This is a genomic window from Micromonospora coerulea (assembly GCF_016598485.1).
In the GTDB taxonomy this organism is placed as follows: Bacteria; Actinomycetota; Actinomycetes; order Mycobacteriales; family Micromonosporaceae; genus Micromonospora; species Micromonospora coerulea.
Genome location: NZ_JAEMUW010000003.1, coordinates 195,709 through 218,717, shown reverse-complemented (window position 1 = coordinate 218,717; position 23,009 = coordinate 195,709). Strand labels below are relative to the sequence as shown.

General features: G+C 72.2%; 21 protein-coding genes. 6 read left to right on the top strand and 15 right to left on the bottom strand.

The features are described from left to right. Positions 1 to 17: 17 nt before the first annotated feature. Positions 18 to 800 (bottom strand): class I SAM-dependent methyltransferase, encoded by a 783-nt coding sequence (locus I8N68_RS05605; RefSeq protein WP_200208762.1) that lies wholly within the window; start codon positions 798 to 800, stop codon positions 18 to 20. A 53-nt stretch (positions 801 to 853) separates the two neighbouring features. On the opposite strand from I8N68_RS05605, the gene I8N68_RS05600 reads away from it, so the two are divergent. After that, on the top strand, positions 854 to 1,234 hold the full coding sequence (locus I8N68_RS05600; RefSeq protein ID WP_200208761.1) for a PPOX class F420-dependent oxidoreductase: 381 nt from the start codon (positions 854 to 856) through the stop codon (positions 1,232 to 1,234). A 90-nt stretch (positions 1,235 to 1,324) separates the two neighbouring features. Here the strand turns inward: I8N68_RS05600 and I8N68_RS05595 are convergent, their stop codons facing one another. Together I8N68_RS05595 and I8N68_RS05590 are read right to left on the bottom strand one after the other, a co-directional pair. Then, the gene (locus I8N68_RS05595; protein ID WP_007073996.1) at positions 1,325 to 1,534 is read right to left on the bottom strand and encodes a BldC family transcriptional regulator; all 210 of its coding nucleotides are present in this window, start codon (positions 1,532 to 1,534) and stop codon (positions 1,325 to 1,327) included. A gap of 252 nt (positions 1,535 to 1,786) precedes the next feature. Continuing rightward, complete coding sequence (locus tag I8N68_RS05590; RefSeq protein ID WP_200208760.1) at positions 1,787 to 2,626, bottom strand: DUF8083 family protein; 840 nt, start codon at positions 2,624 to 2,626, stop codon at positions 1,787 to 1,789. Between the two features lie 174 nt (positions 2,627 to 2,800). Between I8N68_RS05590 and I8N68_RS05585 the strand changes: the two genes are divergently transcribed. Both I8N68_RS05585 and I8N68_RS05580 read left to right on the top strand, forming a co-directional pair. Beyond that, positions 2,801 to 3,883 (top strand): Glu/Leu/Phe/Val family dehydrogenase, encoded by a 1,083-nt coding sequence (locus I8N68_RS05585; RefSeq protein ID WP_200208759.1) that lies wholly within the window; start codon positions 2,801 to 2,803, stop codon positions 3,881 to 3,883. A gap of 302 nt (positions 3,884 to 4,185) precedes the next feature. Further along, entirely contained in the window at positions 4,186 to 4,401 is a 216-nt protein-coding gene (locus I8N68_RS05580) for a DUF3073 domain-containing protein (protein WP_088996883.1), read from the top strand. A gap of 144 nt (positions 4,402 to 4,545) precedes the next feature. Here the strand turns inward: I8N68_RS05580 and amcA are convergent, their stop codons facing one another. From amcA to I8N68_RS05555, 5 genes are all read right to left on the bottom strand, one after another. Then, positions 4,546 to 4,782, bottom strand: a complete 237-nt coding sequence (gene amcA / locus I8N68_RS05575) for a multiple cyclophane-containing RiPP AmcA (protein WP_200208758.1) — start codon at positions 4,780 to 4,782, stop codon at positions 4,546 to 4,548. After that, positions 4,751 to 5,854, bottom strand: a complete 1,104-nt coding sequence (gene amcB, locus I8N68_RS05570) for a cyclophane-forming radical SAM peptide maturase AmcB (RefSeq protein WP_307812653.1) — start codon at positions 5,852 to 5,854, stop codon at positions 4,751 to 4,753. The genes amcA and amcB overlap by 32 nt, the downstream gene beginning before the upstream one ends. Before the next feature lie 124 nt (positions 5,855 to 5,978). Further along, positions 5,979 to 7,133, bottom strand: coding sequence for a phosphoribosylformylglycinamidine cyclo-ligase (gene purM / locus I8N68_RS05565; RefSeq protein WP_200208756.1), 1,155 nt, complete (start codon positions 7,131 to 7,133; stop codon positions 5,979 to 5,981). A gap of 65 nt (positions 7,134 to 7,198) precedes the next feature. After that, a complete protein-coding gene (gene purF, locus I8N68_RS05560) occupies positions 7,199 to 8,794 on the bottom strand; it encodes an amidophosphoribosyltransferase (RefSeq protein ID WP_200208755.1) in 1,596 nt (531 codons plus the stop codon). 138 nt (positions 8,795 to 8,932) lie between these two features. Further along, positions 8,933 to 9,283 (bottom strand): sterol carrier family protein, encoded by a 351-nt coding sequence (locus tag I8N68_RS05555; protein ID WP_372433681.1) that lies wholly within the window; start codon positions 9,281 to 9,283, stop codon positions 8,933 to 8,935. Positions 9,284 to 9,510: 227 nt separating this feature from the next. On the opposite strand from I8N68_RS05555, the gene I8N68_RS05550 reads away from it, so the two are divergent. Further along, on the top strand, positions 9,511 to 11,535 hold the full coding sequence (locus I8N68_RS05550; protein ID WP_372433676.1) for a carboxypeptidase regulatory-like domain-containing protein: 2,025 nt from the start codon (positions 9,511 to 9,513) through the stop codon (positions 11,533 to 11,535). Between the two features lie 294 nt (positions 11,536 to 11,829). On the opposite strand, the gene I8N68_RS05545 is transcribed toward I8N68_RS05550, so the two are convergent. From I8N68_RS05545 to purS, 4 genes are all read right to left on the bottom strand, one after another. Then, positions 11,830 to 12,585, bottom strand: coding sequence for a 2-phosphosulfolactate phosphatase (locus tag I8N68_RS05545; protein WP_200208949.1), 756 nt, complete (start codon positions 12,583 to 12,585; stop codon positions 11,830 to 11,832). A gap of 4 nt (positions 12,586 to 12,589) precedes the next feature. Beyond that, a complete protein-coding gene (gene purL, locus I8N68_RS05540; RefSeq protein ID WP_234038817.1) occupies positions 12,590 to 15,316 on the bottom strand; it encodes a phosphoribosylformylglycinamidine synthase subunit PurL in 2,727 nt (908 codons plus the stop codon). Between the two features lie 64 nt (positions 15,317 to 15,380). After that, positions 15,381 to 16,064 (bottom strand): phosphoribosylformylglycinamidine synthase subunit PurQ, encoded by a 684-nt coding sequence (purQ, locus tag I8N68_RS05535; RefSeq protein ID WP_200208752.1) that lies wholly within the window; start codon positions 16,062 to 16,064, stop codon positions 15,381 to 15,383. Beyond that, on the bottom strand, positions 16,061 to 16,324 hold the full coding sequence (purS, locus tag I8N68_RS05530; RefSeq protein ID WP_200208751.1) for a phosphoribosylformylglycinamidine synthase subunit PurS: 264 nt from the start codon (positions 16,322 to 16,324) through the stop codon (positions 16,061 to 16,063). The genes purQ and purS overlap by 4 nt, the downstream gene beginning before the upstream one ends. Before the next feature lie 454 nt (positions 16,325 to 16,778). On the opposite strand from purS, the gene I8N68_RS05525 reads away from it, so the two are divergent. Beyond that, positions 16,779 to 17,342 carry a YbjQ family protein gene (locus tag I8N68_RS05525; RefSeq protein WP_200208750.1) on the top strand — a complete coding sequence of 188 codons (564 nt, stop codon included), beginning with the start codon at positions 16,779 to 16,781 and terminating at the stop codon, positions 17,340 to 17,342. Positions 17,343 to 17,377: 35 nt separating this feature from the next. Here the strand turns inward: I8N68_RS05525 and purB are convergent, their stop codons facing one another. From purB to I8N68_RS05510, 3 genes are read right to left on the bottom strand one after another with little or no spacing between them, the layout of a single operon-like run. After that, positions 17,378 to 18,799, bottom strand: coding sequence for an adenylosuccinate lyase (purB, locus tag I8N68_RS05520; RefSeq protein WP_200208749.1), 1,422 nt, complete (start codon positions 18,797 to 18,799; stop codon positions 17,378 to 17,380). A 59-nt stretch (positions 18,800 to 18,858) separates the two neighbouring features. Then, the gene (locus I8N68_RS05515) at positions 18,859 to 19,971 is read right to left on the bottom strand and encodes a SigE family RNA polymerase sigma factor (protein WP_200208748.1); all 1,113 of its coding nucleotides are present in this window, start codon (positions 19,969 to 19,971) and stop codon (positions 18,859 to 18,861) included. A 60-nt stretch (positions 19,972 to 20,031) separates the two neighbouring features. Beyond that, entirely contained in the window at positions 20,032 to 20,280 is a 249-nt protein-coding gene (locus I8N68_RS05510; protein ID WP_200208747.1) for a hypothetical protein, read from the bottom strand. Positions 20,281 to 20,682: 402 nt separating this feature from the next. On the opposite strand from I8N68_RS05510, the gene I8N68_RS05505 reads away from it, so the two are divergent. Further along, the gene (locus I8N68_RS05505) at positions 20,683 to 22,992 is read left to right on the top strand and encodes a PKD domain-containing protein (RefSeq protein WP_200208746.1); all 2,310 of its coding nucleotides are present in this window, start codon (positions 20,683 to 20,685) and stop codon (positions 22,990 to 22,992) included. The last annotated feature ends 17 nt before the right edge of the window (positions 22,993 to 23,009 follow it).

Here is a 23,009-nt window from a genome sequence, read left to right as displayed (position 1 = left end):
CGCACCCGGGGGCCTCGTCACGCCGGGGCCAGCTCCAGGGTCGCGAGGTAGTAGGGCCGATCGGCGTCGTCCACGTCGACCAGCCGCCACGGCGAACCGTGCAGCAGCTCGGCCAGCTCGTCGACCGAGCAGACCAGGTAGTCGAACCACTCGGTGCCGAGCTGCCGGTACCGCAGCCGCAGCCGCAGCTGGCCACCGAGCCGGCCGCGCCGCCGGTTGAGCTCGTGGTAGCCGGTGTGCACCGGGTCGGTCGTCCCGTACGGGTCGGTGCCGTGCGCGATGACCTGCGCCCCGGGACGGGCCAGCGCGGCGAGCGCGGCGAGGAAGCCGGGGGCCCGGTCCCGCCCCTCGATCAGCCCGAGGTTGTTGCCCAGCAGCAGGAACGTGTCGTACCGCCGGCCGTCGGGGACGTGCTCGTCGATGGTGCCGTGCACCAGGTCGCGGACGCCCCGGTGCCGGCTGACCCGCAGCGCGCCGAGTGAGGTGTCGAGCCCGGTCACCGGTACGCCGCGCTCCTGGAGGTGCAGCGCGATCCGGCCGCCGCCGACGCCGATGTCGAGCACCCGGCCGCGAACCCGGTCGACCGCCCGGTGGTCGTACGGCTGCCACGCCTGCGGCGGGTCGAGGTAGTGCGCGGCGGGTGCCCCGTTGACCAGCCCGTCGTCCCGCTCGATGATCTCGATGACCGGCCGGGGCAGCCGCCCGCCGACCAGCGGCCGGGGGCCGATCCCGGTGGCCACGGCGTACGCGTCGCGGATCATCTCGCCGAACACGTCACCGATCGTCGGTTCCCCCGTCACGGCGCTCACGCTATCCGGGCTGCGAACGGTTGTCGCGGCCGTATCCTGTCGACGTGACCGACCTGGACCGCCTGGCGGCGGAGAAGTACATCCTGCTCACCACCTTCCGCAAGGACGGTCGGGCGGTGCCGACCCCGGTCTGGGCGGTCCGGGACGGCGACGCGCTGGCGGTCTGGACGGTGGCGGACTCCGGCAAGGTGAAGCGGATCCGGCGGGACGGCCGGGTCACGGTGGCCCCCTGCGACGTGCGCGGCAACCCGCACGGCGCGGCGGTACCCGGGCACGCGACGATCGGCGACCTGGCCGGCACCCGCCGGGTACGCGAGCTGCTGAAGCAGAAGTACCGGCTGCTCGGCCGGCTCAGTCTGCTCGGCAGCCGGCTGCGCCGGGGCGAACGCGGCACGGTGGGGCTGCGGATCACCCTGGACGCCTGACCCCGGACGCGATTCAGGGGCGGCGGATCGTCGCTGTCGCGTACGTCCGGCCGCCCCTGAATCGGAACGCCTGGTGAAACGTCCGGGTCGTCAGTCCCCCTGACGCTGCTGCGGGATCTGACCCTGCAGCAGAGCCCTGACCTCCGACTCCCGGTAACGGCGGTGGCCGCCCAGGGTCCGGATGGCGCTGAGCTTGCCAGCCTTGGCCCACCGGGTCACCGTCTTCGGGTCGACACGGAACATCGACGCCACCTCGGCCGGCGTGAGTAGCGGCTCTGGTTCGTGCGTTCGCGATGCCATCGGGTCACTCCTCCACGTTTATAGACATCGGCCGGGGTCCCGCCGGCCGACGCGTCTCCCATGGTCCGGCTAGTCCCCGATGTCCGACATGGGCCGAACGGCTGAAGGTCCCTAGACGGACGGATGAACCATGCCCGATTTTTACGACTTTTACACGGCAGAAACTACCTTAATCGGACTCATGATCACGGTTTGTGGAGCGTCAACTACGAGACACCCTCGGATTCGCTGCGCTTCCTGGGCGATTTGGGACTAGTTGCACCGCTCGAGCAGCTGCACCGCGCGCCACCGGGCGACGAGCTTGTCGTACGCCGCCGAGGCCTCCTCGGCCTCACCCCGGGAGAGCCCGGCCAGGCCGTTCGCCACCAGCTCGGTCGAGTCGTCCGCGGCCAGCATGGCGTTCGGCAGCAACTGCACCAGGCCGCCGTAGTCCAGCTCCACCACCGAACGGGGGTGGAACTCCTCCAGCCACCGGGCGGCCTCCTCGACCGCCTCGGTGATCGGCGCCTCACCGACCGACTTGCGCAGCACCGACAGCGCCCGGGATGACCGGCGGCGGGCCTTGGAGATCTCGGTCCGGTAGCGCAGCGCCCGGCGGCCCGGCTCGGTCACCAGGTGCCGCTCCGCCGACTCGAAGAGCACGAACCAGCGCAGCGGCACCCCCCAGGTGGCGATCTGCTCGTGCACCCGGGGCACGCCGTGCTCCAGCACCCGCGCCCCGCTGCGCCAGTCCTCCACCACCGCCTTGGCCTGCCCGGCCAGGATCGGCGGGACGAACGCGTCGGCCAGCACCGAGGGCACCCCGTCACGGGCGCTCAGCGCCGCCTCGGCCACCCGGATCCGCAGGTTCCACGGACAGACCAGCAGGCTGTCGTCGGTCTCCAGCACGTACGCCTCGTCCGGCAGATCGGGCAGCCGGGTCCAGCCCGCGCCGAGCGCCTCGATCACCGCCGTCCGCTGCCGGACCGGCCCCTCCAGCGGGGCCACCGCGCGGCCCTCGTTGACGTACCGGCGCCAGAATGACTGGCGGTCCCGGTCGAAGGCGGTCAGCGGCTCGTACACGCGCAGGTAAGAAGCGAAGAGCGACGGCACGGCGCGATCCTCCCACGAGTCGGAGCCCGCACGTCGTCACCCGGGGCACGGACACGTAACGCGGGCGACAGTACGGCTTCGGCCGATATTAGGCTCAGCAGCACCGGCAGCATCCCGCCGGCGTGCCACCAGGTCCGCGCCCCACAAAGGCGCCCACCGTCACAGGAGTCAGCCATGGGCGTATTCGCCAGCACCGACGACCCGGGATCGACCGGTCACGAACAGGTCGTGTTCTGCCAGGACAAGCAGTCCGGCCTCAAGGCGATCATCGGGATCTACTCCACCGCGCTGGGCCCCGCGCTCGGCGGCACCCGGTTCTACCCGTACGCGAGCGAGGACGACGCCCTCGCCGACGTGCTCGACCTCTCCCGCGGCATGGCGTACAAGAACGCCCTGGCCGGCCTGGACCTGGGCGGCGGCAAGGCGGTCATCTGGGGCGACCCGGAGCAGATCAAGAGCGAGGCGCTGCTGCGTGCCTACGGCCGCTTCGTGGAGTCGCTGGCCGGGCGCTACTACACCGCCTGCGACGTCGGCACCTACGTCGCCGACATGGACGTGATCGCCCGCGAGACGCGCTACGTCACCGGGCGCAGCGTCGAGCACGGCGGCGCGGGCGACTCCTCGATCCTCACCGCCTGGGGCGTCTTCCAGGGCATGCGGGCCGCCGCCGAGCACGTCTGGGGCAGCCCCTCCCTCGCCGGCAAGCGGGTCGGCGTGGCCGGCCTGGGCAAGGTCGGCAAGTACCTCACCGGCCACCTGCTGGACGACGGCGCCGAGGTGGTGGCGACCGACGTCAACCCGAAGGCGCTGGAGTGGGTGCGCGCCACTCACCCGCAGGTCGCGCTGGTCGACGACGCCGCCGCGCTGGTCGCGTCCGACATCGACGTGTACGCCCCGTGCGCGCTGGGCGGCGCCCTCAACGACGACACCGTGCCGGCGCTGCGCGCCAAGGTGGTCGCCGGGGCGGCGAACAACCAGCTCGCCCACCCGGGGATCGAGAAGCTCCTCGCCGACCGGGGCATCCTGTACGCCCCGGACTACGTGGTGAACGCCGGCGGCGTGATCCAGGTCGCCGACGAGATCGAGGGCTTCAACTTCGACCGGGCGAAGCTGCGCGCCACCCGGATCTACGACACCACCCGGGAGATCCTCGGACTCGCCGACGACGAGGGCGTCCCGCCGGCGGTCGCTGCGGACCGGCTCGCCGAGCGGCGGATGGCCGAGGTCGGCCGGCTCCGCACGATCCACCTGCGCTGAATGTCACTCCGGGGGCGGGCCGGCCGCCCGCCCCCGGTCCAGCGCTCGGACGGCGGTCGCGTTAAGCTGGGATCTGGGGAGCTTCGTACCGGTTTGACCGCTGTCACGGGCGGTCCCGCAGTTCGGTCCTTACCGGGTACAATTTGTCACGGCCGGATCACTGCGACGCGCAGGGCCGGCTGACGGTAACCCGAGGTGCCGAACGGTGGCATCCCCATGTACCGTAAGAGCCACGAGAGATGCCTGACGTCATCGGGGCCCGCCTTCGGGCTGCCCCGCATTCTGTGCGAGGGGGTCGAGCCATGGGGCGCGGCCGTGCTAAGGCCAAGCAGACGAAGGTGGCCCGGGAGTTGAAGTACCACTCCCCGAACACCGACCTCACCGCCTTGCAGCGCGAGTTGGCGGGTGCTGGTAAGTCTGAGCACAACTTCGACGACGACTACAAAGAGTATGTCGACGACGACGATGAGGATCACGCGGACGAGGACCCGGACACCTGGGTCCGTCCGACCCGCTGACCTCCGAACGCAGCTGAGCACGCGGTAACTCCCCGCGTGCTCACGCATGTGCCCATCAGAAGCGGCGCCACCGATGATCAGGGACCACGCGGGCCGGAGACGACTCCGGTCGACCAGCGGGTCCCTGATCTCGGCCGCGTACCGTCAGCGGGGCCGGTTGTTCCAGTTGTAGAACGTCGGGATGTTCTCGAAATGGTTCCACGCGCAGACCGCGCTGGCGCCGTCGCCGCCCGACACCTCCGACCGCAGCCGGCGCGCGGCCTCCGCCTCGTGGAGCAGTGCGGTCAACCCCACGGCGGCCTCCCGCACCCGGTCGACGACCGGATCAGGGTCGGTGCCCCCCACGCGCTCAGGCTGCCGGTGACTGGTTGTCTCGGGCATGCTCCAACACTCCCTCCAGTAGGCGGATCTTGCTGTTGCGGCAGTGCTCGGTCTCCGTACCGTCAAAACGCCCCAGCTCGAAGTAGCGGTTGGCGGCGTGACCGCCTCCGCAGAACCCGAAGTAGGGGCACGACGACCGGCACGCCTCCACCCCGGTGAGGAACTCGTCCACCCAGGGCGTCCGGCCAGCCTCGGCCAGGATCTCGGCCAACGGTGTGGCCAGCACGTTGCCGCTGCTGAAGTCGCCGTACCGGGGATCGGTGAACCCGGCCAGCTCCGGGGAGAGGACCACCACCGAGCCGTCGTGGGCGACGGTGGGGATCGGGTCCAGGCGCCGCGGCAGCAGCCCGTCCGCCGTCCCGTCCAGGACGGCGCCGGCGTACCGCAGCGACCACTCCACCTCCCGCAGATGGATCCGGGGCTCCCGGCGCCAAGCGCCGACCAGCTCCGCCCAGAATGCGGTGACCGCACCGGCGTCCCGGGCGTTCGTCCGCGTGTTGACCCCCTCGGTCTCCTCGATGTTGACGCCGAGCACGTCGCAGCCGAGGTCGAGGAAGTAGTCGTACAGCTCGGTGGCCAGCCCGGGACCGGGCCGGGAGACCACCGCGAGCGCCGAGAAGGGCAGCCCGTGCCGGCGCAGCGCCGCCACCCCGGCCACGATCCGGTCGTACGCCGGCCGGCCGCCCCGGGTCACCCGCTCCCCGTTGCGCTCCCGCGGCCCGTCCACGCTGACGCTCACCCGGATGTCGCGCTCGGCGAAGAACGCGCACCAGGCGTCGTCGATCAGTGTGGCGTTGGTCTGGACGTGGTGCTCCACCTCCGGCCCGAACGGCGCCAGCAGCGCCGCCAGATGGTCCCGTCCGGCCGCCAGGGGCTCCCCGCCGTGCCAGACGACCGAGAAGCGGCCAGTGGTCGCCCACGGGTTCACCGACGCCGCCACCGCCTCAGCCACCGCCACCGGCATCCGCCGGTCCGCCGCGCGCATAGGCAGATAACAGTAGGCGCAATCGAGGTTGCACAGCGTGGTCGGCTGCATCACCACGTACGAGGGGACCGCGGCGATACCGCGCATCCCGGTGTGCGTACGAGCAGCCATCGACCCTCCCCCGCCTAGCCCGAACTGCCCTTCAGGCTAGGCGGCGGTGGCCACTCGGGTGAACCCCCGATCAGGTGCCCGGATGATCAGCAGAGCGTGATCAGCCCCGGGTGTGCTGCCCGATCATCTGCACGTTGCCGGAACCCTCGATGATCTCGCCGGCCTGCCAGGCGTCCACGCCTCGGCCGGTCAGGGTGGCCAGCGCGCGGTCGGCGTCCTCGGCGGAGACGATCGCGAACATGCCGACGCCCATGTTGAACGTCGCCTCCATCTCCGGGTCCTCGATCCGGCCCTTGGACTGGATCAGGTCGAAGACCGGCTGCGGCTTCCAGGTGGACCGGTTGACCACGGCGTCGACGTGCTCCGGCAGAACGCGGACCAGGTTGCCCGGGATGCCGCCGCCGGTGACGTGCGCGAGCGCCCGCACCTCGGCCTCGGCGATCAACTTGAGGCAGTCCTGCGCGTAGATCTTGGTCGGGGTGAGCAGCTCCTCGCCGAGCGTCCGCTGCCGGCCGAAGTCGTCGATCACCACGTCCAGCCGCATCCGGCCGGCACCCAGCAGCACGTGCCGGACCAGCGAGTAGCCGTTGGAGTGCAGACCCGAGGAGCGCATCGCGATGACCACATCGCCCACCTCGACCCGCTCCGGGCTGAGGATCTCGCTCTCCTCGACCACACCGACGCCGGTGGCGGAGATGTCGTACTCGTCGGGGCGCAGCACGCCGGGGTGCTCGGCGGTCTCGCCGCCCAGCAGGGCGCAGCCGGCGTACCGGCAGCCGTCGGCGATGCCGGCGCCGATCTCGGCGACCTTGTCCGGCACGACCTCGCCGGTGGCGATGTAATCGAGCAGGAACAGCGGCTCGGCGCCGCAGGCCACCAGGTCGTCGACGACCATCGCGACCAGGTCGATGCCGACCGTGTCGTGGATGTCGAGCTGCTGGGCGATGACCAGCTTGGTGCCGACCCCGTCGGTGGAGGAGGCCAGGATCGGGTTCTTGTACTTCTTGGTGTCCAGCCGGAACAGGCCGGCGAAGCCACCCAGGTCGCCCATGACCTCCGGGCGCCGGGTCTGCTTGACCTTGGACTTCAACAGTTCCACCGCGCGGTCGCCCGCGTCGATCGACACCCCGGCGTCCGCGTACGAGACCGAGCGTTTGCGCGCTGCGCGGCTGCTGCCGGCCGTCCAGGGCTGGCGGTCGCCGCCAGCGCCCGTCGGGCTGCTTCCTGCGCCGCTGCGCTCGGACACGTGCGTCACGGTTCTCCCCTTTGTGGTTCTCGCGGGGCCGGCCTTGCGGTGGTCGGGTTCCGCGTCGGGTGGTGCTATGGGCGGTGGGTGGCGACCGACGGTTTCAGGTCGGGGCGCGGCGCCAGACGCGCCGAGCTGAAGTTGTCGTCGCCGCCCGGAGTGGCGACGAGCGCGGCGGTGGCGTGCCCGACGGCGTCGGACGCCTCGGAGGCGACCCGGCGGCCGACCCCTTCGAGCACGTGCTTGCCGATAAGGTTCCCGGCGGGCAGCTCGATCGGGTACTCCCCGTCGAAGCACGCCCGGCAGAGCCGGGTCTTCGGCTGCTCGGTCGCGGCGATGAGACCGGGCAGCGAGACGTAGCCCAGCGTGTCGGCGCCGATGGAGCGTCGGATGCCTTCGTTGTCCAGGCCGTTGGCCAGCAGTTCGGCCCGGGTGGCGAAGTCGATGCCATAGAAGCAGGGCCAGTTCACCGGCGGCGAGGAGATCCGGACGTGCACCTCCAGCGCCCCGGCCTCGCGGAGCATCCGGACGATGGCCCGCTGGGTGTTGCCGCGGACGATCGAGTCGTCCACCACGACGAGACGCTTGCCCCGGACGTTCTCCCGCAGCGGGTTGAGCTTGAGCCGGATGCCCAGCTGGCGGAGGGTCTGCGACGGCTGGATGAAGGTGCGCCCGACGTACGGGTTCTTCATCAGGCCGGCGCCGTAGGTGATGCCCGACTCCTCGGCGTAGCCGATCGCGGCCGGGGTGCCGGACTCCGGCACCGGGATCACCAGGTCGGCCTCGACCGGGTGCTCCTTGGCAAGCTGGCGGCCGATCTGCACCCGGGCGGCGTGCACGTTGCGGCCGGCGATGGTGGCGTCCGGACGGGCGATGTAGACGTACTCGAAGAGGCAGCCCTTGGGTTCCGGCGCGGCGAACCGGCTGGAGCGCAGGCCGTCCTCGTCGATCGCGATCAGCTCACCGGGCTCGACCTCGCGGACCACGCTGGCGCCGACGATGTCCAGCGCGGCGGTCTCGCTCGCCACCACCCAGCCGCGCTCCAGCCGGCCCAGCACCAGCGGACGTACGCCGTGCGGGTCGCGGGCCGCGTAGAGCGTCGACTCGTCCATGAAGACGAAGCTGAACGCGCCACGCAGCTGGGGCAGCACCTCGAGGGCGGCCGCCTCGACGGACAGATCCGGCCGGCTGGCCAGCAGCATGGTCACCAGTGAGGTGTCGTTGGTCGAGCCGTCGGCCACGAGCCCCCGCTCCTTCACCTCGCGCTGGAGCTCGGCGGTGTTGACCAGGTTGCCGTTGTGGGCAAGCGCGATGGTCGTGCCGGAGGTGGTGGACCGGATGGTCGGCTGGGCGTTCTCCCAGGTCGAACCGCCGGTGGTGGAGTAGCGGGCGTGGCCGATCGCAAGGTGGCCGCGCAGGCTGGCCAGGGTCGGCTCGTCGAAGACCTGGGCCACCAGGCCGAGATCCTTGTAGACCACCACGCCCGAGCCGTCGCTCACCGCGATGCCGGCCGCCTCCTGGCCACGGTGCTGGAGGGCGTAGAGCCCGAAGTAGGTCAGGTTGGCGACCTCTTCCCCCGGCGCCCAGACGCCGAAGACGCCACACGCGTCCTGCGGGCCGGGGCGTTGGGGGTCAAGGTCGTGGCTCAGCCGGCCATCGCCTCGGGGCACGTGCCGCTCCCTCATGCTGGTCTGGACTGGCCTGGCGGAGTCGGGGGGCAGCTCCGCACGGTCGGCCGGGACCGTCGTCGCCTGACAGTGTACGCGAATCGGAGTCGATACTGATAGTCACGATTCGGCTGCTCATGGTTACCGAGCGTCCGGCGTCGGGCCAGCTAACAGGGGAAGGTGCGCGGAGATGTCCGCGCGGATCCCACTCGTCCGTACGCGACCCTCGGTGACCGCCTCCGCCCAGCCGAGGCGGCCGGTGGCCAGCGCGAGCCAGGTGGCCGGGTCCGTTTCCACCACATTCGGTGGGGTGCCACGGGTGTGTCGCGGCCCGGCCACGCATTGCACGGCACCGTAGGGTGGGACACGCACCTCCACCGATCGGCCGGGGGCGCGCTCCGCGAGGACGGCCAAGAGGGTACGGACCGCTTCCCGGTACACCGGCCGTTCGGGCGTACGCCCCTCGTCCAGGGCCGTCAATGCCGCGGTCACTGCGGCGGACTTAATGTGCGGAGAGGACACGACGGGACGATACGACCCGGGATCACCGGCTGCGACGCTGGCCCTGGGTCGCGCTGATCCGGTCAGACAAGGCATAGTTGCCGACGGCGTATTCGTACCGTGATGATCCCCGGCCCGGCGCCCGCCGGCCAGGGAAGTCAGACCGGAAGGCGGTGGACGTGTCAACACACCGACGTGCCTGGAAGCATCGGGCGGGTGTGGTCGTAGCGCTGGTTGCCGGCGCGCTGCTCGCCGTCCCCGCCACACCAGCCCTCGCGGCTCCCAGCATCGGCAACGTCTCGGCGTCGCCGAGTTCGGTCGAAGCCGGCAAGACCACCACGGTGAGCTACACGCTGACCTTCGCCGAGCCGATCGACACTCCGGCCGATGTTTCGGTCAGCTCGAACAACCCGAAGCTGAATTGCGTCGACGGCTGCAACCGCGGCAGGGTCGACAAGAGCGGCACCTACAACGCCACCTTCAAGCTGGCGGACGACGCAGCCAGCGGTTCGGCGGTGATCACTGTCAGGGCTGTGGATTCGACGGGTCCGAAGCAGGAGCAGACGGCTCAGACCACTGTCGCTCTGGTCGCCAAGGCGGCTCCGCCTCAGGCGCAGACCGTCAAGGTGGTCTCCGGCAAGGTGGTCGTCAGCGCCAACGGCGAGCCGGTGGCGAACGCCACCGTGATGCTGCTCGACTCCCAGCAGCGCCGCCGGACCACCACCAGCGACAGCAGCGGCAACTACCGGTTCACCGGCTCCGACACCAACCCGATCGCGCCCGGCCGGATCGATCTGGGTGCGAGCAAGAACGTGAACGACAAGGACTACTTCACCACCAAGACGATCAGCGCGACCGCCGGGCAGAGCCTGACCGGCCAGCGGATCGCCCTGCCGATCAAGGTCGAGGCGAGCCCGAGCGCCACCCCGTCGGCGAGCGACGAGGCCGTGCCGACGGACGAGGCGACCGACGAGACCACCGACGAGCCGGCCACCGAGGACCCCGGCCAGCAGCAGGCCGCCGCCAACGAGGACTCCGGCGGCTCCTGGCTGCTGATCCTGCTCGGCGGCCTCTTCGTGGCCGTGGGCGTCGGCACCATCGTGCTGCTCTACATGCGGCGCAAGAACGAAGGCGACGACGGCGCCGACGGGGACGGCCCGAACGGCCCCGGCCCGGTCGCCGGTGCCGGCGCGGGCGCCCGGGGTGGGTACCGGGGCACCGATGACCAGACCCGGGTGGTGAACGGGATGGGTGCCGGTCCGGCCCCGACCATGGTCGGCGGCGCCTCGCTCAGCGACGCGCCGACGATGATGCACCGTCCGATCGTCGACGACGTCCCGCCGGACCCGTACGGCGCTCCGCCGCCCTCGTACGCCCCGGGCGGGCAGCCCGGCTGGGCCGGCAACGGCTACGGCGAGGAGGCCACCGGGCAGGGCGGCTACGGCGCCTACGGCAACGCCCCGGCCTCGGGCGGCGGCTACGGCAACGCCCCGGCCTCCGGTGGCGGCTACGGCAACGCCCCGGCCTCCGGTGGCGGCTACGGCAGCCGGGACTACGGCGCCGGGGCGGCCGGTTACCCGCCGGCTCAGGGCGGTACCGCCGGCTACGGCGAGCCGGCCCAGGCTGGTGCCGCCGGCTACGGCGAGCCGGTTCAGGGCGGCGGGTACGGCGAGCGCTACGACGAGCCGACCGGCCGCTACACCGGCGACAGCACGCCGTACGCCCCGGCGGCGGATCCGTACCCGACCAGCACCTACCAACCGCCGGCCGACCAGGGACGGGGCTACGGCCAGCCGGACCCGGGCCAGTACGGTGGCGCCCCCGAGCCGACCAACGGCTACGGTGCCGGGGGCGGCTACGGTGCCCCGGCGGGCGGCGGCTACGACAGCGGTGCGGCACGCAACGGCTACGACGATCGGCCCGCCGGTGGCGGTTACGCCGGCGGCTACGACAACGGCCAGCAGCCGGCGTACGAGGGCTACGACCAGCACGGTGGCTACGGTGGCGGTGGCGGCGATGCCGGCTACGGCGGCCAGCCCCAGCAGGGCGCGTACGGCCAGCAGGGTGGTTACGGCCAGCCGGGCGGCTACGGTCAGGAGCCGCCGCCGCAACGCACCGGCGGCTACGACAACCAGGGCTATGACCAGCCCGGCCAATACGGCGACCCGGCGCAGGCCGGCCGGCCCCGCCCGGACGCCCCGCCGGAGCGCGGCGGTCGCCGGCTGGACTGGCTCGACGACTGACCCGGCCGGGGCGACCTGCTCCGATGACCACGACGGCGGCCGCCCGGAACCTACCGGGCGGCCGCCGTCGTCGTCGGCTGCCCGCTGTCGGGCCGAGTGAGGGTGACGAGCCGCCGTGTCATGGTGGCCGCCGAACCACCACCGGCGGTGCCGCCTGAATCGTCTACGACATCAGCTCCACAGCGTCCGATCCCCAATCTGTCGCCGGGGATCGCACACCCGGCAGGACAGGCGCGGCTGGCGGACGGAAGGCGGCTCGACGCCCAGGATCCAGTGATGGGGCGGCGGGGACGGTCAGGCGGGGGAGAAGTAGCCCTGTCGCAGCACCGGCACCACGTCCGACACGTCGACCTGGACCGCGACCTCCACGTCGGCGGCGAAGCCGCCCTCGATCAGCTCACGGCCGGAGACGCAGCCCCGCACCGCCGCCGGCACGTCCGGGGTGCTGGCCAGCGCGGCCAGCGCCATCGCCGCCTCCACCGACAGGCCGCCCGGCACGCCGGCGAGGGCGTCCAGCACGCTGGCAGCGCCGAGCTGGTCCTCCACCGAGGGGCGCAGCGAGCCGTCCGGCCAATGCTCCCCGGCGGCGACCACGCCGACCGCGGCGTCCGTCGAGCCGTACCCCTGGGTGCGCAGCCATCGCCCGACGGCCCGCGCGTTGCGCAGGCACGCCGCGACCACCGGCAGGCCGGTGGCGCTGGCGGCGGCGCTGATCGCCGAACCGTTCGGCGAGGGCAGTACCAGGTCGGCGACGACCGGCGCGGTACGCAGTGCGGCGGGCGACAGCGACCACGGATGCTCCGGGACCGTCTGCCGGCGGCCGACGGCCGCCACGGCGCCGACCCGGCGGGCGTACTCCGCGGCCTGCTCCCCCCAGGGGAACGGGTGCACCCGCATGCCACGGCCGACCGCCACCTCCACGGCGGTGGTGAACGAGAGGACGTCCACCACCACCAGGGCAGCACACACGCGGCCGAGTTCGGCCGCCCCGGTCAGCCCCCAATCGAACCGGGCGCCGGAACCGGGCTGCGCGTAGACGGCCGCGGCCAACGCCTCAGCGCTGATCGGGCGCGGCCGGCTGGTCCGAGTCACCGGAGGAGGCCGCCGTGGATCCGTCCCGGCCGGTGGGGGCCGGCCCGGTCGCGTCAGAACCGTCGGCCGTCGGCGCGTCGGCGGGGCCCTCGACCGGGGCTTCCGTGGCCTCGGCGGGCTGGTCCGGCGTGACCGAGGTGGCCCCGACGCTCACCGGCGTGGCCTCGTCGGTCGCCCCGGACTGCGGCGCCGTGGCCGTCCCGGTCCGGGTCGCCTCCACCGCCACCTGGGCCGCCTCAGCGCCGCCGAAGAGCCGCGGCAGGGTCGCGCTGTGTGCCGCGCGCAGCTCGTCCAGGCCGATCCGGAACTGGCCGTGCACCTCAAGGGCACCGCCGGCCGGGTCGGTGACCCCGATCAACTCCCACGGCACCCCGCGCTCGGCGCAGAGGGCGGTGAACGCCTTCTCGTGCCCGCGCTGCACCGACACCAGGACCCGCCCGGCGGACTCGCTGAACAGGTAGACGAACGGCATCGACCCGCCGGTGAAGTGCTCCGGCACCGCGATCCGGGCACCGACGCCACGCCGCAGGCAGGACTCCACCAGGCTCTGCGCCAGGCCACCGTCGGAGAGGTCGTGGGCGGAGCTGACGTGTCCCACCCGGGCCGCCTCGGCCAGCAGCTCGGCGAGCTGCCGCTCGCGGGCCAGGTCGACCTGCGGCGGGATGCCGCCCAGGTGCTCGTGGGTCACCCACGCCCACTCCGAGCCGGAGAGCTCCACGTGCGTCTCACCGAGCAGGAAGAGCTGGTCGTGGTCGCCACCCGGGCGGGGCACGAAGCCCATCGGCACCCGGTCCGCGACGTTGTCCAGCACGCCCAGCACGCCGACCACCGGGGTGGGGTGGATGGCGGCGGCGCCGGTCTGGTTGTAGAAGCTGACGTTGCCGCCGGTCACCGGGATGCCCAGCTCCAGGCAGCCGTCCGCGAGGCCGCGCACGGCCTCGGCGAACTGCCACATCACGGCCGGGTCCTCCGGCGAGCCGAAGTTGAGGCAGTTGGTCACGGCGATCGGCTTCGCGCCCGTCACCGCCACGTTCCGGTACGCCTCGGCCAGCGCCAGCTTCGTCCCGTGGTAGGGGTCGAGGCGGGCGTACCGGCCGTTGCCGTCGACGGAGAGGGCGACGCCGAGGCCGGTCCGCTCGTCGATCCGGATCACGCCGGAGTCCTCCGGCTGGGCCAGCACGGTGTTGCCCAGCACGTACCGGTCGTACTGCTCGGTGACCCAGGTCTTGTCGGCCAGGTTCGGCGACGCGATCATGCGCAGCAGGGTCTCCCGCAGCGCCTCCGGGGTGTTCGGCCGAGGCAGCGTCTCCGCACGATCGGCCTGGAGCAGGATCAGGTCGGCCGGCTCGCGCATCGGGCGGGCGTAGACCGGGCCGTCGTCGACCAGGGAACCCGGCGGGACGTCGACCACGAGCTGGTCACGCCAGGTGATCAGCAGCCGGCCGGGCTGGCCGTCCGGCGCCGGGGCGGTGACCTCGCCGATCGCGGTGGCGAGCACGCCCCACTTCTCGGCGGTCTTGAGCACCGACTCCAGCTTCTCCGGGGCGACGACCAGCAGCATCCGCTCCTGGGACTCGCTGGCCAGGATCTCGTGCGGCTCCATCGAGGGCTCGCGCAGCGGCACCCGCTCCAGCCAGACCCGCATGCCGGTGCCGGCCGCGGCGGCGGTCTCGGTGAGCGCGCAGGTCAGGCCGGCGCCGCCGAGGTCCTGGATGCCGACGACCAGCTCGGCGTCGTACAGCTCGAGGCAGGCCTCGATCAGCAGCTTCTCGGTGAACGGGTCGCCCACCTGCACCGCCGGGCGGCGCTGCTCGCTGGTCTCGTCGAAGGTGGCGCTGGCCAGCACCGACACACCGCCGATGCCGTCCCGGCCGGTCTTGGCGCCCATCAGCACCACGATGTTGCCCGGCCCGGCCGCGGCCTTGTTCTGCAGCCGGTGGACCGGGAGCACGCCGAGGCAGAGCGCGTTGAGCAGCGGGTTGCCCTGGTAGCTCGGGTCGAAGACGAGCTCGCCGCCGATGTTCGGCAGGCCGAGGCAGTTGCCGTAGCCGCCGACACCGGCGACCACGCCGGTCAGCACGCGGGCGGTGTCCGGGTGGTCGGCCGCGCCGAAGCGCAGCGGGTCCATCACCGCGATCGGGCGGGCGCCCATGGCGAGAATGTCCCGGACGATGCCGCCGACACCGGTGGCCGCGCCCTGGTACGGCTCGACGAAGCTCGGGTGGTTGTGCGACTCGACCTTGAAGGTCACGGCCAGCTCGTCGGAGACCCGGACCACGCCGGCGTTCTCTCCGATGCCGGCCAGCAGCCGGTCGCTCGGCGGGGCCTTCTCACCGAACTGGCGCAGGTGCACCTTGCTGGACTTGTAGGAGCAGTGCTCGCTCCACATGATCGAGTACATGGCCAGCTCGGCCTGGGTGGGCCGGCGGCCGAGAATGTGCCGGATCCGGTCGTACTCGTCGTCCCGCAGGCCGAGCTCGGCGTACGGCTGGAGCTCTTCCGGGGTGCCGGAGGCCCGCGGCACGGTGTCCACGCCGGGGGCCCAGTCGTCGGCCGGGGCCAGCGCGGCGACACGGCCGGCGTCGACCGGGCCGGCCTGCGGCACCACGGCGGCCGTACGCGGCTCCGCCGGGGCGGCCGGGAAGGTGCCCGGTGTCTCCCGTACGGCCGGGTCCGGATGGGTGGTCATGACCTCTCCTCGCTGCGCTCGCCGGCGTACCGGCGGGTGAGCCGACCGATGATCCCGCGCACGGTCACGCCGGCGCCCCCACCAGGTGCTTGAGCACCGAGGTGAAGAAGCCGAGACCGTCCAGGGAGGGCCCGGTGAGGGCCTCCACCGCGTGCTCGGGATGCGGCATGATGCCGACCACGTTGCCGGCGGAGTTGGTGATCGCGGCGATGTCGCGCTGCGAACCGTTGGGGTTGCCGCCGAGGTAACGGGCGACGACCCGGCCCTCGGCCTCGAGCTGGTCCAGCGTCGCGGTGTCGGCGACGTAGCAGCCCTCGCCGTTCTTCACCGGGATGAGGATCTCCTGGCCCGGCTGGAAGGCGTTCGTCCAGGCGGTGCCGGCGGACTCGACGCGCAGGACCTGGTCCCGGTTGCGGAAGTGCAGGTGCTGGTTGCGGGTGAGCGCCCCGGGCAGCAGGTGGGCCTCGCAGAGGATCTGGAAACCGTTGCAGATGCCGAGCACCGGCAGGCCACCCCGGGCCGCGTCCACGATCGTCTCCATCACCGGGGCGAACCGGGCGATGGCGCCGCAGCGCAGGTAGTCACCGTAGGAGAAACCCCCGGGCAGGACGACGGCGTCCACCCCGTGCAGCCTCGGGTCACCGTGCCAGAGGCGGACCGGCTCGCCGCCGGCGATCCGGACGGCACGGGCCGCATCCCCGTCGTCGAGCGAGCCGGGGAACGTCACCACACCGACCCGGGCGGTCACTGGTGCGCGTCCACGGTCTCGTCGGTCTCGACCAGGCGGACGGCGAAGTCCTCGATGACCGGATTGGCGAGCAGCTTGTCGGCGATCTCCCGGGCCCGGTCCAGGTCCGGTTCACCGGTGAACTCGATCTCGATCCGCCTGCCGATCCGGACCGAGGCGACGTCGCTGACGCCGAGCCGGGGCAGCGCGTTTGCGACGGCCTGGCCCTGGGGATCGAGGATCTCGGGCTTGAGCATGACGTCGACGACGACGCGAGGCACTGGGCACTCCTGACTGTGTACGCAGTTGGGTGCCGACCCACAACGGGCGAGCGGAGCCAGCCTACCTGGCAGATACCGCCTCGGCCGCACCGGCCGGGCGCAGTCCAGGCACTGATCGACATAACCGGCTGGAGGCGGCTACCCACGCCGCCCCGGCGGCCGCGAAACCGGCCCGTACCAGGCGTTTCAGAGCGCAGGAGGTGGCCAAATTGTTACATCGGCGGGTCGCGCTACCGCCTGTCGCGCGCCCGGCACGCCCGGCGAGGCATCGGCCACCCTCCATGCCGAACCGTTCCGGACGGCCCTCAAGACGGGCGGCACCGGTCGACCGGCGTGTCCCCCGTCGGCGCCTGCGGTCGGTTTCGCCACCGGTCATCCCTTCTCGGGCATCCGGTACGGTCCCGGGGGCGCGCCCGCCCTACTGGCCGATGTCTGACAGTTCCCGACCCTCCGGGTGCCGGACCGCCCAGCCGACCCCGGCGCGTTGTTTTGCAGCATCCGATCAGGTGAACAACCCTCACGAACGGCCCGCTCTCCGGCTGACAGCATCGGAACCGTGCTGGTCGTGACGACGGATCAACTGCCCGGCTACGAGATCCGCCAGATCCTCGGCGAAGTGGTGTCCTCGATGGCCCGGACCCGGAACCCCTACCGCGAGGGGGTCAAGAACCTGCGCGGTGGCGCGTACGACCCGATGGCCCCGGACAACCTCACCCGTTGGCGTACCGACTCGGTGTCCCGGCTGGGCGAGGAGGCCCAGCGGCTCGGCGCGAACGCGGTGATCGGCATGCGCTTCGACAGCCGGGACTGCGGCGAGATGTGGATGGAGATCTGCGCGTACGGCACGGCGGTGATCGTCGTACCCAAGATGCCGGACGTCATGCCCGCCGACCAGCCCATGGTGGCGGCGGAGACGGCGCACGAGCCGGAGATCGCCGAGGCCCCCGGCGGCATCGCCGAACCCGCTTCTGCCCCCAACCTCCGCACGGCCGCCGAAACCCCCACCCGCGACTCCTGACCCTCCCGCCTCGGGCGGGCCGGGCCCGGGTGGGGTCAGAGGATGGGGGGTGGCGAGTAGGCGGCGGCCTCGGGGTGGGTCTCGACGATCTTGGTGATGCGGGCGGTGATTCGGTCCACCTGCGCTCCCGCGGCGCCGACGAAGGCGTTGCGGTCGGCGACCAGGGTGTCGATCTCGGCCCGGGAGAGGCCGAGCCGGCCGTCCTGGGCGAGGCGGTCGAAGAGGTCGTTGTCGGGGGCGCCCTTCTCCCGCATGGCGAGGGCGACGGCGACCGCGTGCTCCTTGATCACCTCGTGCGCGACCTCCCGGCCGACGCCCCGCCGGACCGCCGCGACCAGGATCTTCGTGGTGGCCAGGAACGGCAGGAAGCGCTCCAGCTCCCGGTTGATCACCGCCGGGTACGGTCCGAACTCGTCCAGCACGGTGAGGAAGGTCTGGAACAGCCCGTCGGCGGCGAAGAACGCGTCCGGCAGGGCCACCCGGCGGACCACCGAACAGGAGACGTCCCCCTCGTTCCACTGGTCACCGGCCAGCTCGCCGACCATCGACAGGTAGCCCCGGATGATCACCGCGAAGCCGTTCACCCGCTCGGAGGAGCGGGTGTTCATCTTGTGCGGCATCGCGCTGGAGCCGACCTGGCCCGGCTTGAAGCCCTCGGTGACCAGCTCCTGGCCGACCATCAGCCGGATAGTGGTGGCCAGCGACGACGGCGCAGCGGCGACCTGGGCCAGCGCCGAGAGCACGTCGAAATCCAGCGACCGCGGGTAGACCTGACCGACGCTGTCCAGCACCCGGGCGAAGCCGAGGTGCCCGGCCACCCGGTGCTCCAGCTCGGCCACCTTGTCGGCGTCGCCGTCGAAGAGGTCGAGCTGGTCGGCGGCGGTGCCGACCGGACCCTTGATCCCGCGCAGCGGGTACCGGCCGATCAGGTCCTCCAGCCGCTCGTACGCGATCAGCAGTTCCTCCGCCGCCGACGCGAAGCGCTTGCCCAGCGTGGTGGCCTGCGCCGCCACGTTGTGCGACCGGCCGGTCATCACCAGGCCGGAGTACTCGTGCGCGTGCCAGGCGAGCCGGGCCAGGGTGGCCACCACCCGGTCCCGGATCAACTCCAGCGAGGCGCGCACCTGGAGCTGCTCGACGTTCTCGGTGAGGTCCCGGGAGGTCATCCCCTTGTGCACGTGCTCGTGGCCGGCGAGCGCGCTGAACTCCTCGATCCGGGCCTTCACGTCGTGCCGGGTGACCCGCTCACGTTCCGCGATGGACGCCAGGTCTACGGCGTCGACCACCCGCTCGTACGCCTCGACCACGCCGTCCGGCACCGGCACGCCCAGGTCCCGCTGGGCCCGGAGCACGGCCAGCCAGAGCCGGCGCTCCATCCGTACCTTCTCCTCCGGCGACCAGAGGGCGACCAGCTCGGGCGAGGCGTAACGGTTGGCGAGCACGTTCGGGATCGTCACGGCCCCATTCTCCCGTACGCGCCGACCAGCGCTCCGCTCCCCCCGAGCCGGCCGACCCGTCAGGGCAGGGAGAGCGCCGGGTCCAGGGCTATGGCGGTCATCTCCGCCGCGGTGAGCAGGAACTCCGCCGAACGACTCAAGGAGTCCACGCGCACCCGCGTCCCGTCCGGCCGCAAGACATCGACCGTCCGCTGGCCGGGGCGGATGATCGGCTGGCCGGGCGGGCTGTAGCGGGCCTCCAGCTCCATGACCCTGATTCGCTCGCCGTCCGGTCCCAGTGACGTCTCGCAGGCCCGCTCGGGTCCCCGGCAGTCCATGGGCTCCGTTGGCTGCCCGGCCTTCGACCTGCTGCTCTCGATGGAGAGGCGGGCCCGGACGTCACCCCGGACCGCCACTCCGTGGCCGATCCACCCGGACGCGGACAGGTGCGAGAACTGGTTGACCGGCCAGCTCGGCTCGGCCACCGCCGGACCCGACCACTTCGCCATGTCGTTCTCCTGCTCGGCGCCGGGCAGCCACTGCAGCCCCGGTGCGGCCCGGTCGAGCGCGGCCAGCATCGCGTTCCTGACCTGTGCCTCGGCTGTCTGCCCGGCGACGCTCGCCCCAGGGGACCCCGCGATCACCGGGCCGGTGGCGGTCGGGCCGCCGGTGACCACCAGGCCGCCGCCCAGCGCGACCGCGAGCACGGCCACGGCGGACATCCCGTACGCGCCCACGCGGCGACGCCGGGCCCGCCGGGCTTCCCGTCCGATGATCTGGTCGACGTCGAGCCACGTCGGCGGCGGTGCGCCGATCGCTTCGTCGATGATCTGCTGCACCACCACCGCCCGGCGGCCTGGCGCGAGCCGGCCGAGCAGGTCCCAGAGCAGTTCGCGGTCGGCCAACGGCGGCTCCCCGGCACCCAGGTTGGCCGGTCGGGCAGCTCGTCGTAGCTCCGTTCCCGCCGCCACGGCCGCCGGCACTCGTCCAGCCAGGCATGGGTCAGCACCCCCGCGGGCGTACGCGTCGATGTTGTCCGCCGCCCGGACCCGCCGCCAGTGCCGGCCGACGGTGATGGAGACCAGGTCGTCGGCCGTGTGCCAGTCCCGGCACAGCAGGTACGCCGTCCGGCGCAGCGGATCCAGCCGGGCGGCCACGAACTCGCGGAACTCGTCCTCGTCGCGCCGGTTCACGCCGCGGAACCTGTTGCTCGCCTCATACCCAGGGGACGGAAGCCGGTCCCCTCGGGTTGCTCAGGGCGCGGGGCGGCCGGTGAGGGCGCGGTAGAGCCCGGCGCAGGCTGCCTCCTCGGTGTCGAAGTGCTGGCGGACGTCGTGCACCCCGCGCTCGTAGAGGCCGATCTCCCAGCCACCGCCCGCGGCGTGGCGGAGGAACCAGAAGTCGGGCGGGACCGGGACGTGCTCGTGGACGTCCTCCAGCTCGAAGGCGTCCGGCGACAGCCCCGCCGCCAGCAGGGCCCCGCGTACCTGGTGCCGGTCCACTCCCGACCTCCTGTCCCGCCGGCGGCTCAGCAGCCGTCCATGTCCACCGCCGCCTGGCACGTGTTCGGGTCGCTGCCCAGGTCCGCCTCGACGAGGTACCCGTGGTCGAGCAGCCACTGCACGCTCAGCACGGCCCCGGCCTGCGGCAGGTACCCACGGCGAGCAGCCGGCGACGTGTCTTCACCAGGAACCTCCCGAGGTGGCGGGGATCAGCTCCCTATCGTGGGAGATTCTCGGCATGAATATGAGGTTTATCTGTTCAGCTACCTGATCGAGTCATGGCGTCGCGGCAGAAATCCGTGGCCGTTTGTGCCGGCCGGGGCAGCGGGACAGGGTCCCGGTAGGCGAAGATCCTCTCCTCGGCACGTCCGGGAAACCCTTCCTCCTTCACTGAGGACGTACATGCGCAGACCTTCCCTCGCCGGGCTCAGCGCACTCGCGCTGACCGGCGGTTCCCTGCTGTTCCTGACCACTCCGGCCCAGGCCGCCGACGCGACGGTTCTCTACGTCCGACAGATGTCGACCGCCTGCTCCGACACCGGAGCCGGCACGCTGGCCCAGCCGTTCTGCTCCATCGGGCCGGCCGTCGCGCGGGCCACCGCCGGTCAGACCGTGGACGTCGGCCAGGGCACCTACCCGGAGCGCGTCACCATCGCCAACTCCGGTACGGCCGACCAGCCGATCACTATCCTCGCCAGCGAAGCCGCCACGCTCAGCGGGCCGTCGGCCGGCTTCGTCATCGACGGCCAGCACGACATCGTGCTCCAGAACCTTCGGGTGAACAAGGCGGTCGACGTGCCCGCCCTCGACCTCCGGAACGCCTCGGGTATCACGGTCCAGGGCGGCACCTACGCGATGGCTGACGTGTCGACGGCACCCGCCGTGCGGCTCGCCGCAGTGACCCGCTCGACCCTGAAGCAGCTCACCGCCAGCGGCAAGGCGCCGGTCGCCGGAGTCACCATGGACGCCGCGACCACCGGGGTCGTCGTCCGTTCCGCCAATGTGCTGAGCTGGCCGAACTACGACCTCGTCGACGGCAGCGTGGGCGTGCGGGTCGACGGGCCCGGGAACACCGTGTTGAGCAACAACATCAGTGGCTTCACCGGTGCGGCGATCAACATCGGGCCAGACGCGGCGAACGCGGTGGTGGCCAACAACCAGGTCAACGGTGGCGCGGGTGCCGGCATCCACAACCGTGGCGCCGCTGGCACGGCGATCACCAGCAACAGCGTCAACGGTCGCTGCCTCGATGGCATCCGAGTTGACGGCGCGTCGACCGGCGTGTCGGTGCAGAACAACCTGCTGACCTCGAACGGGCTCTTCGGGCAGAGCTACTGCGACCCGGCGGCGGAGCCGGGTGCGGAGGTCGGCGTCTACGGTGACGCCGGCAAGGACACGGTGGTCGACTACAACAACACCTACCACCACGCGTCGCCGTCCGGCACGGCGTACTCCTGGAACGGCACCTTGATGGGCCTGGACGCGTTCCGTGCCGCGTCCGGCCAGGCCGCCCACGACAAGGACACGGCCTCCTCCACCGACAAGTCCGACTCCGCCAACTCGGCGGCGCCCGGCTACCAGACCACCGACCGGACCGGCAACCCCCGCGCCGACAATCCGTCCGTGGCCAACACCGGTGCCGGCCCCGTCACCTACGCCGACCGTGGTGCGGTCGAGGCCGTCGGCAACCCCACCGCCACGTTCGACACTGCGCTGGACCTCGGCACCGGCTCGGTCACCGTCGACGCCTCCGCCTCGAATGCCGGGTTCTTCCCGATCACCTCGTACCTGTTCGACTTCGGCGACGGGACCGTCGTCACCCAGGACAAGCCGGTCGCCTCGCACCGCTACGCGGCTCCCGGCGACTACACCGTGTCGGTGAAGGTGTCCTGGAGCGACGGTCGGTCCACCAGCACCACGCAGGGCGTCAGTGTGCTGCGGCGTACCGGCACGATCGGCCTCCTCGCCCTGGCGAATCTCCGCTACGTGGCCGGCGAGAACGTCGGCCACGGGCTGCTGGCCGGCCAGCCCGCGCTCGGCGCTGCCGGGCAGTTCGATCTCGCCGACGCCGGCGACGGCCAAGTCGCCCTCTTCTCTCGTGCCGCCCGCCGGTACGTGACCGGCGACGGCACGCTGATCCCGACCGGCATCACGGTCACCGCGACCGAGCGCTTCACCCTGCTCCGCAACGCGGACGGCACGGTGAGCCTGCGGGCGACGGCCAGCAGCCGGTACGTGAGCGCGCCGTCGGCCACCACGCCGCTGGTGGCCGACGCCACCACGATCGGCACCGCGCAGAAGTTCTACCGGGTAACCCCCACCGACGCGGACCGCTCGTTCAAGGCCGGCGCGAACGGTCGCTTTGTCACCGCCGAGAGCGCCGGCACGAAGCCGCTGATCGCCAACCGCACCGCGGTCGGCCCCTGGGAGCGATTCGACCTGGTCGACCTCGGCAACGGCCAGATCGGCATCTTCGCCCGCGCCGACAACAAGTTCGTCAGCGCCGAGAGCAAGGGCACCCTCCCGCTGATCGCCAACCGGGCCAGCGTCGGCGCCTGGGAACGGTTCACCCTGATCCGCAACACCGACGGCACTGTCAGCTTGAAGGCCGCCATCAACGCCCGCTACGTCACCGCCGAAAGCGCCGGAGCAAAGCCCCTGATCGCCAACCGCACCGCCATCGGCCCCTGGGAGAAGTTCACCCTCGGCTGACCGCTCCACCACACGTC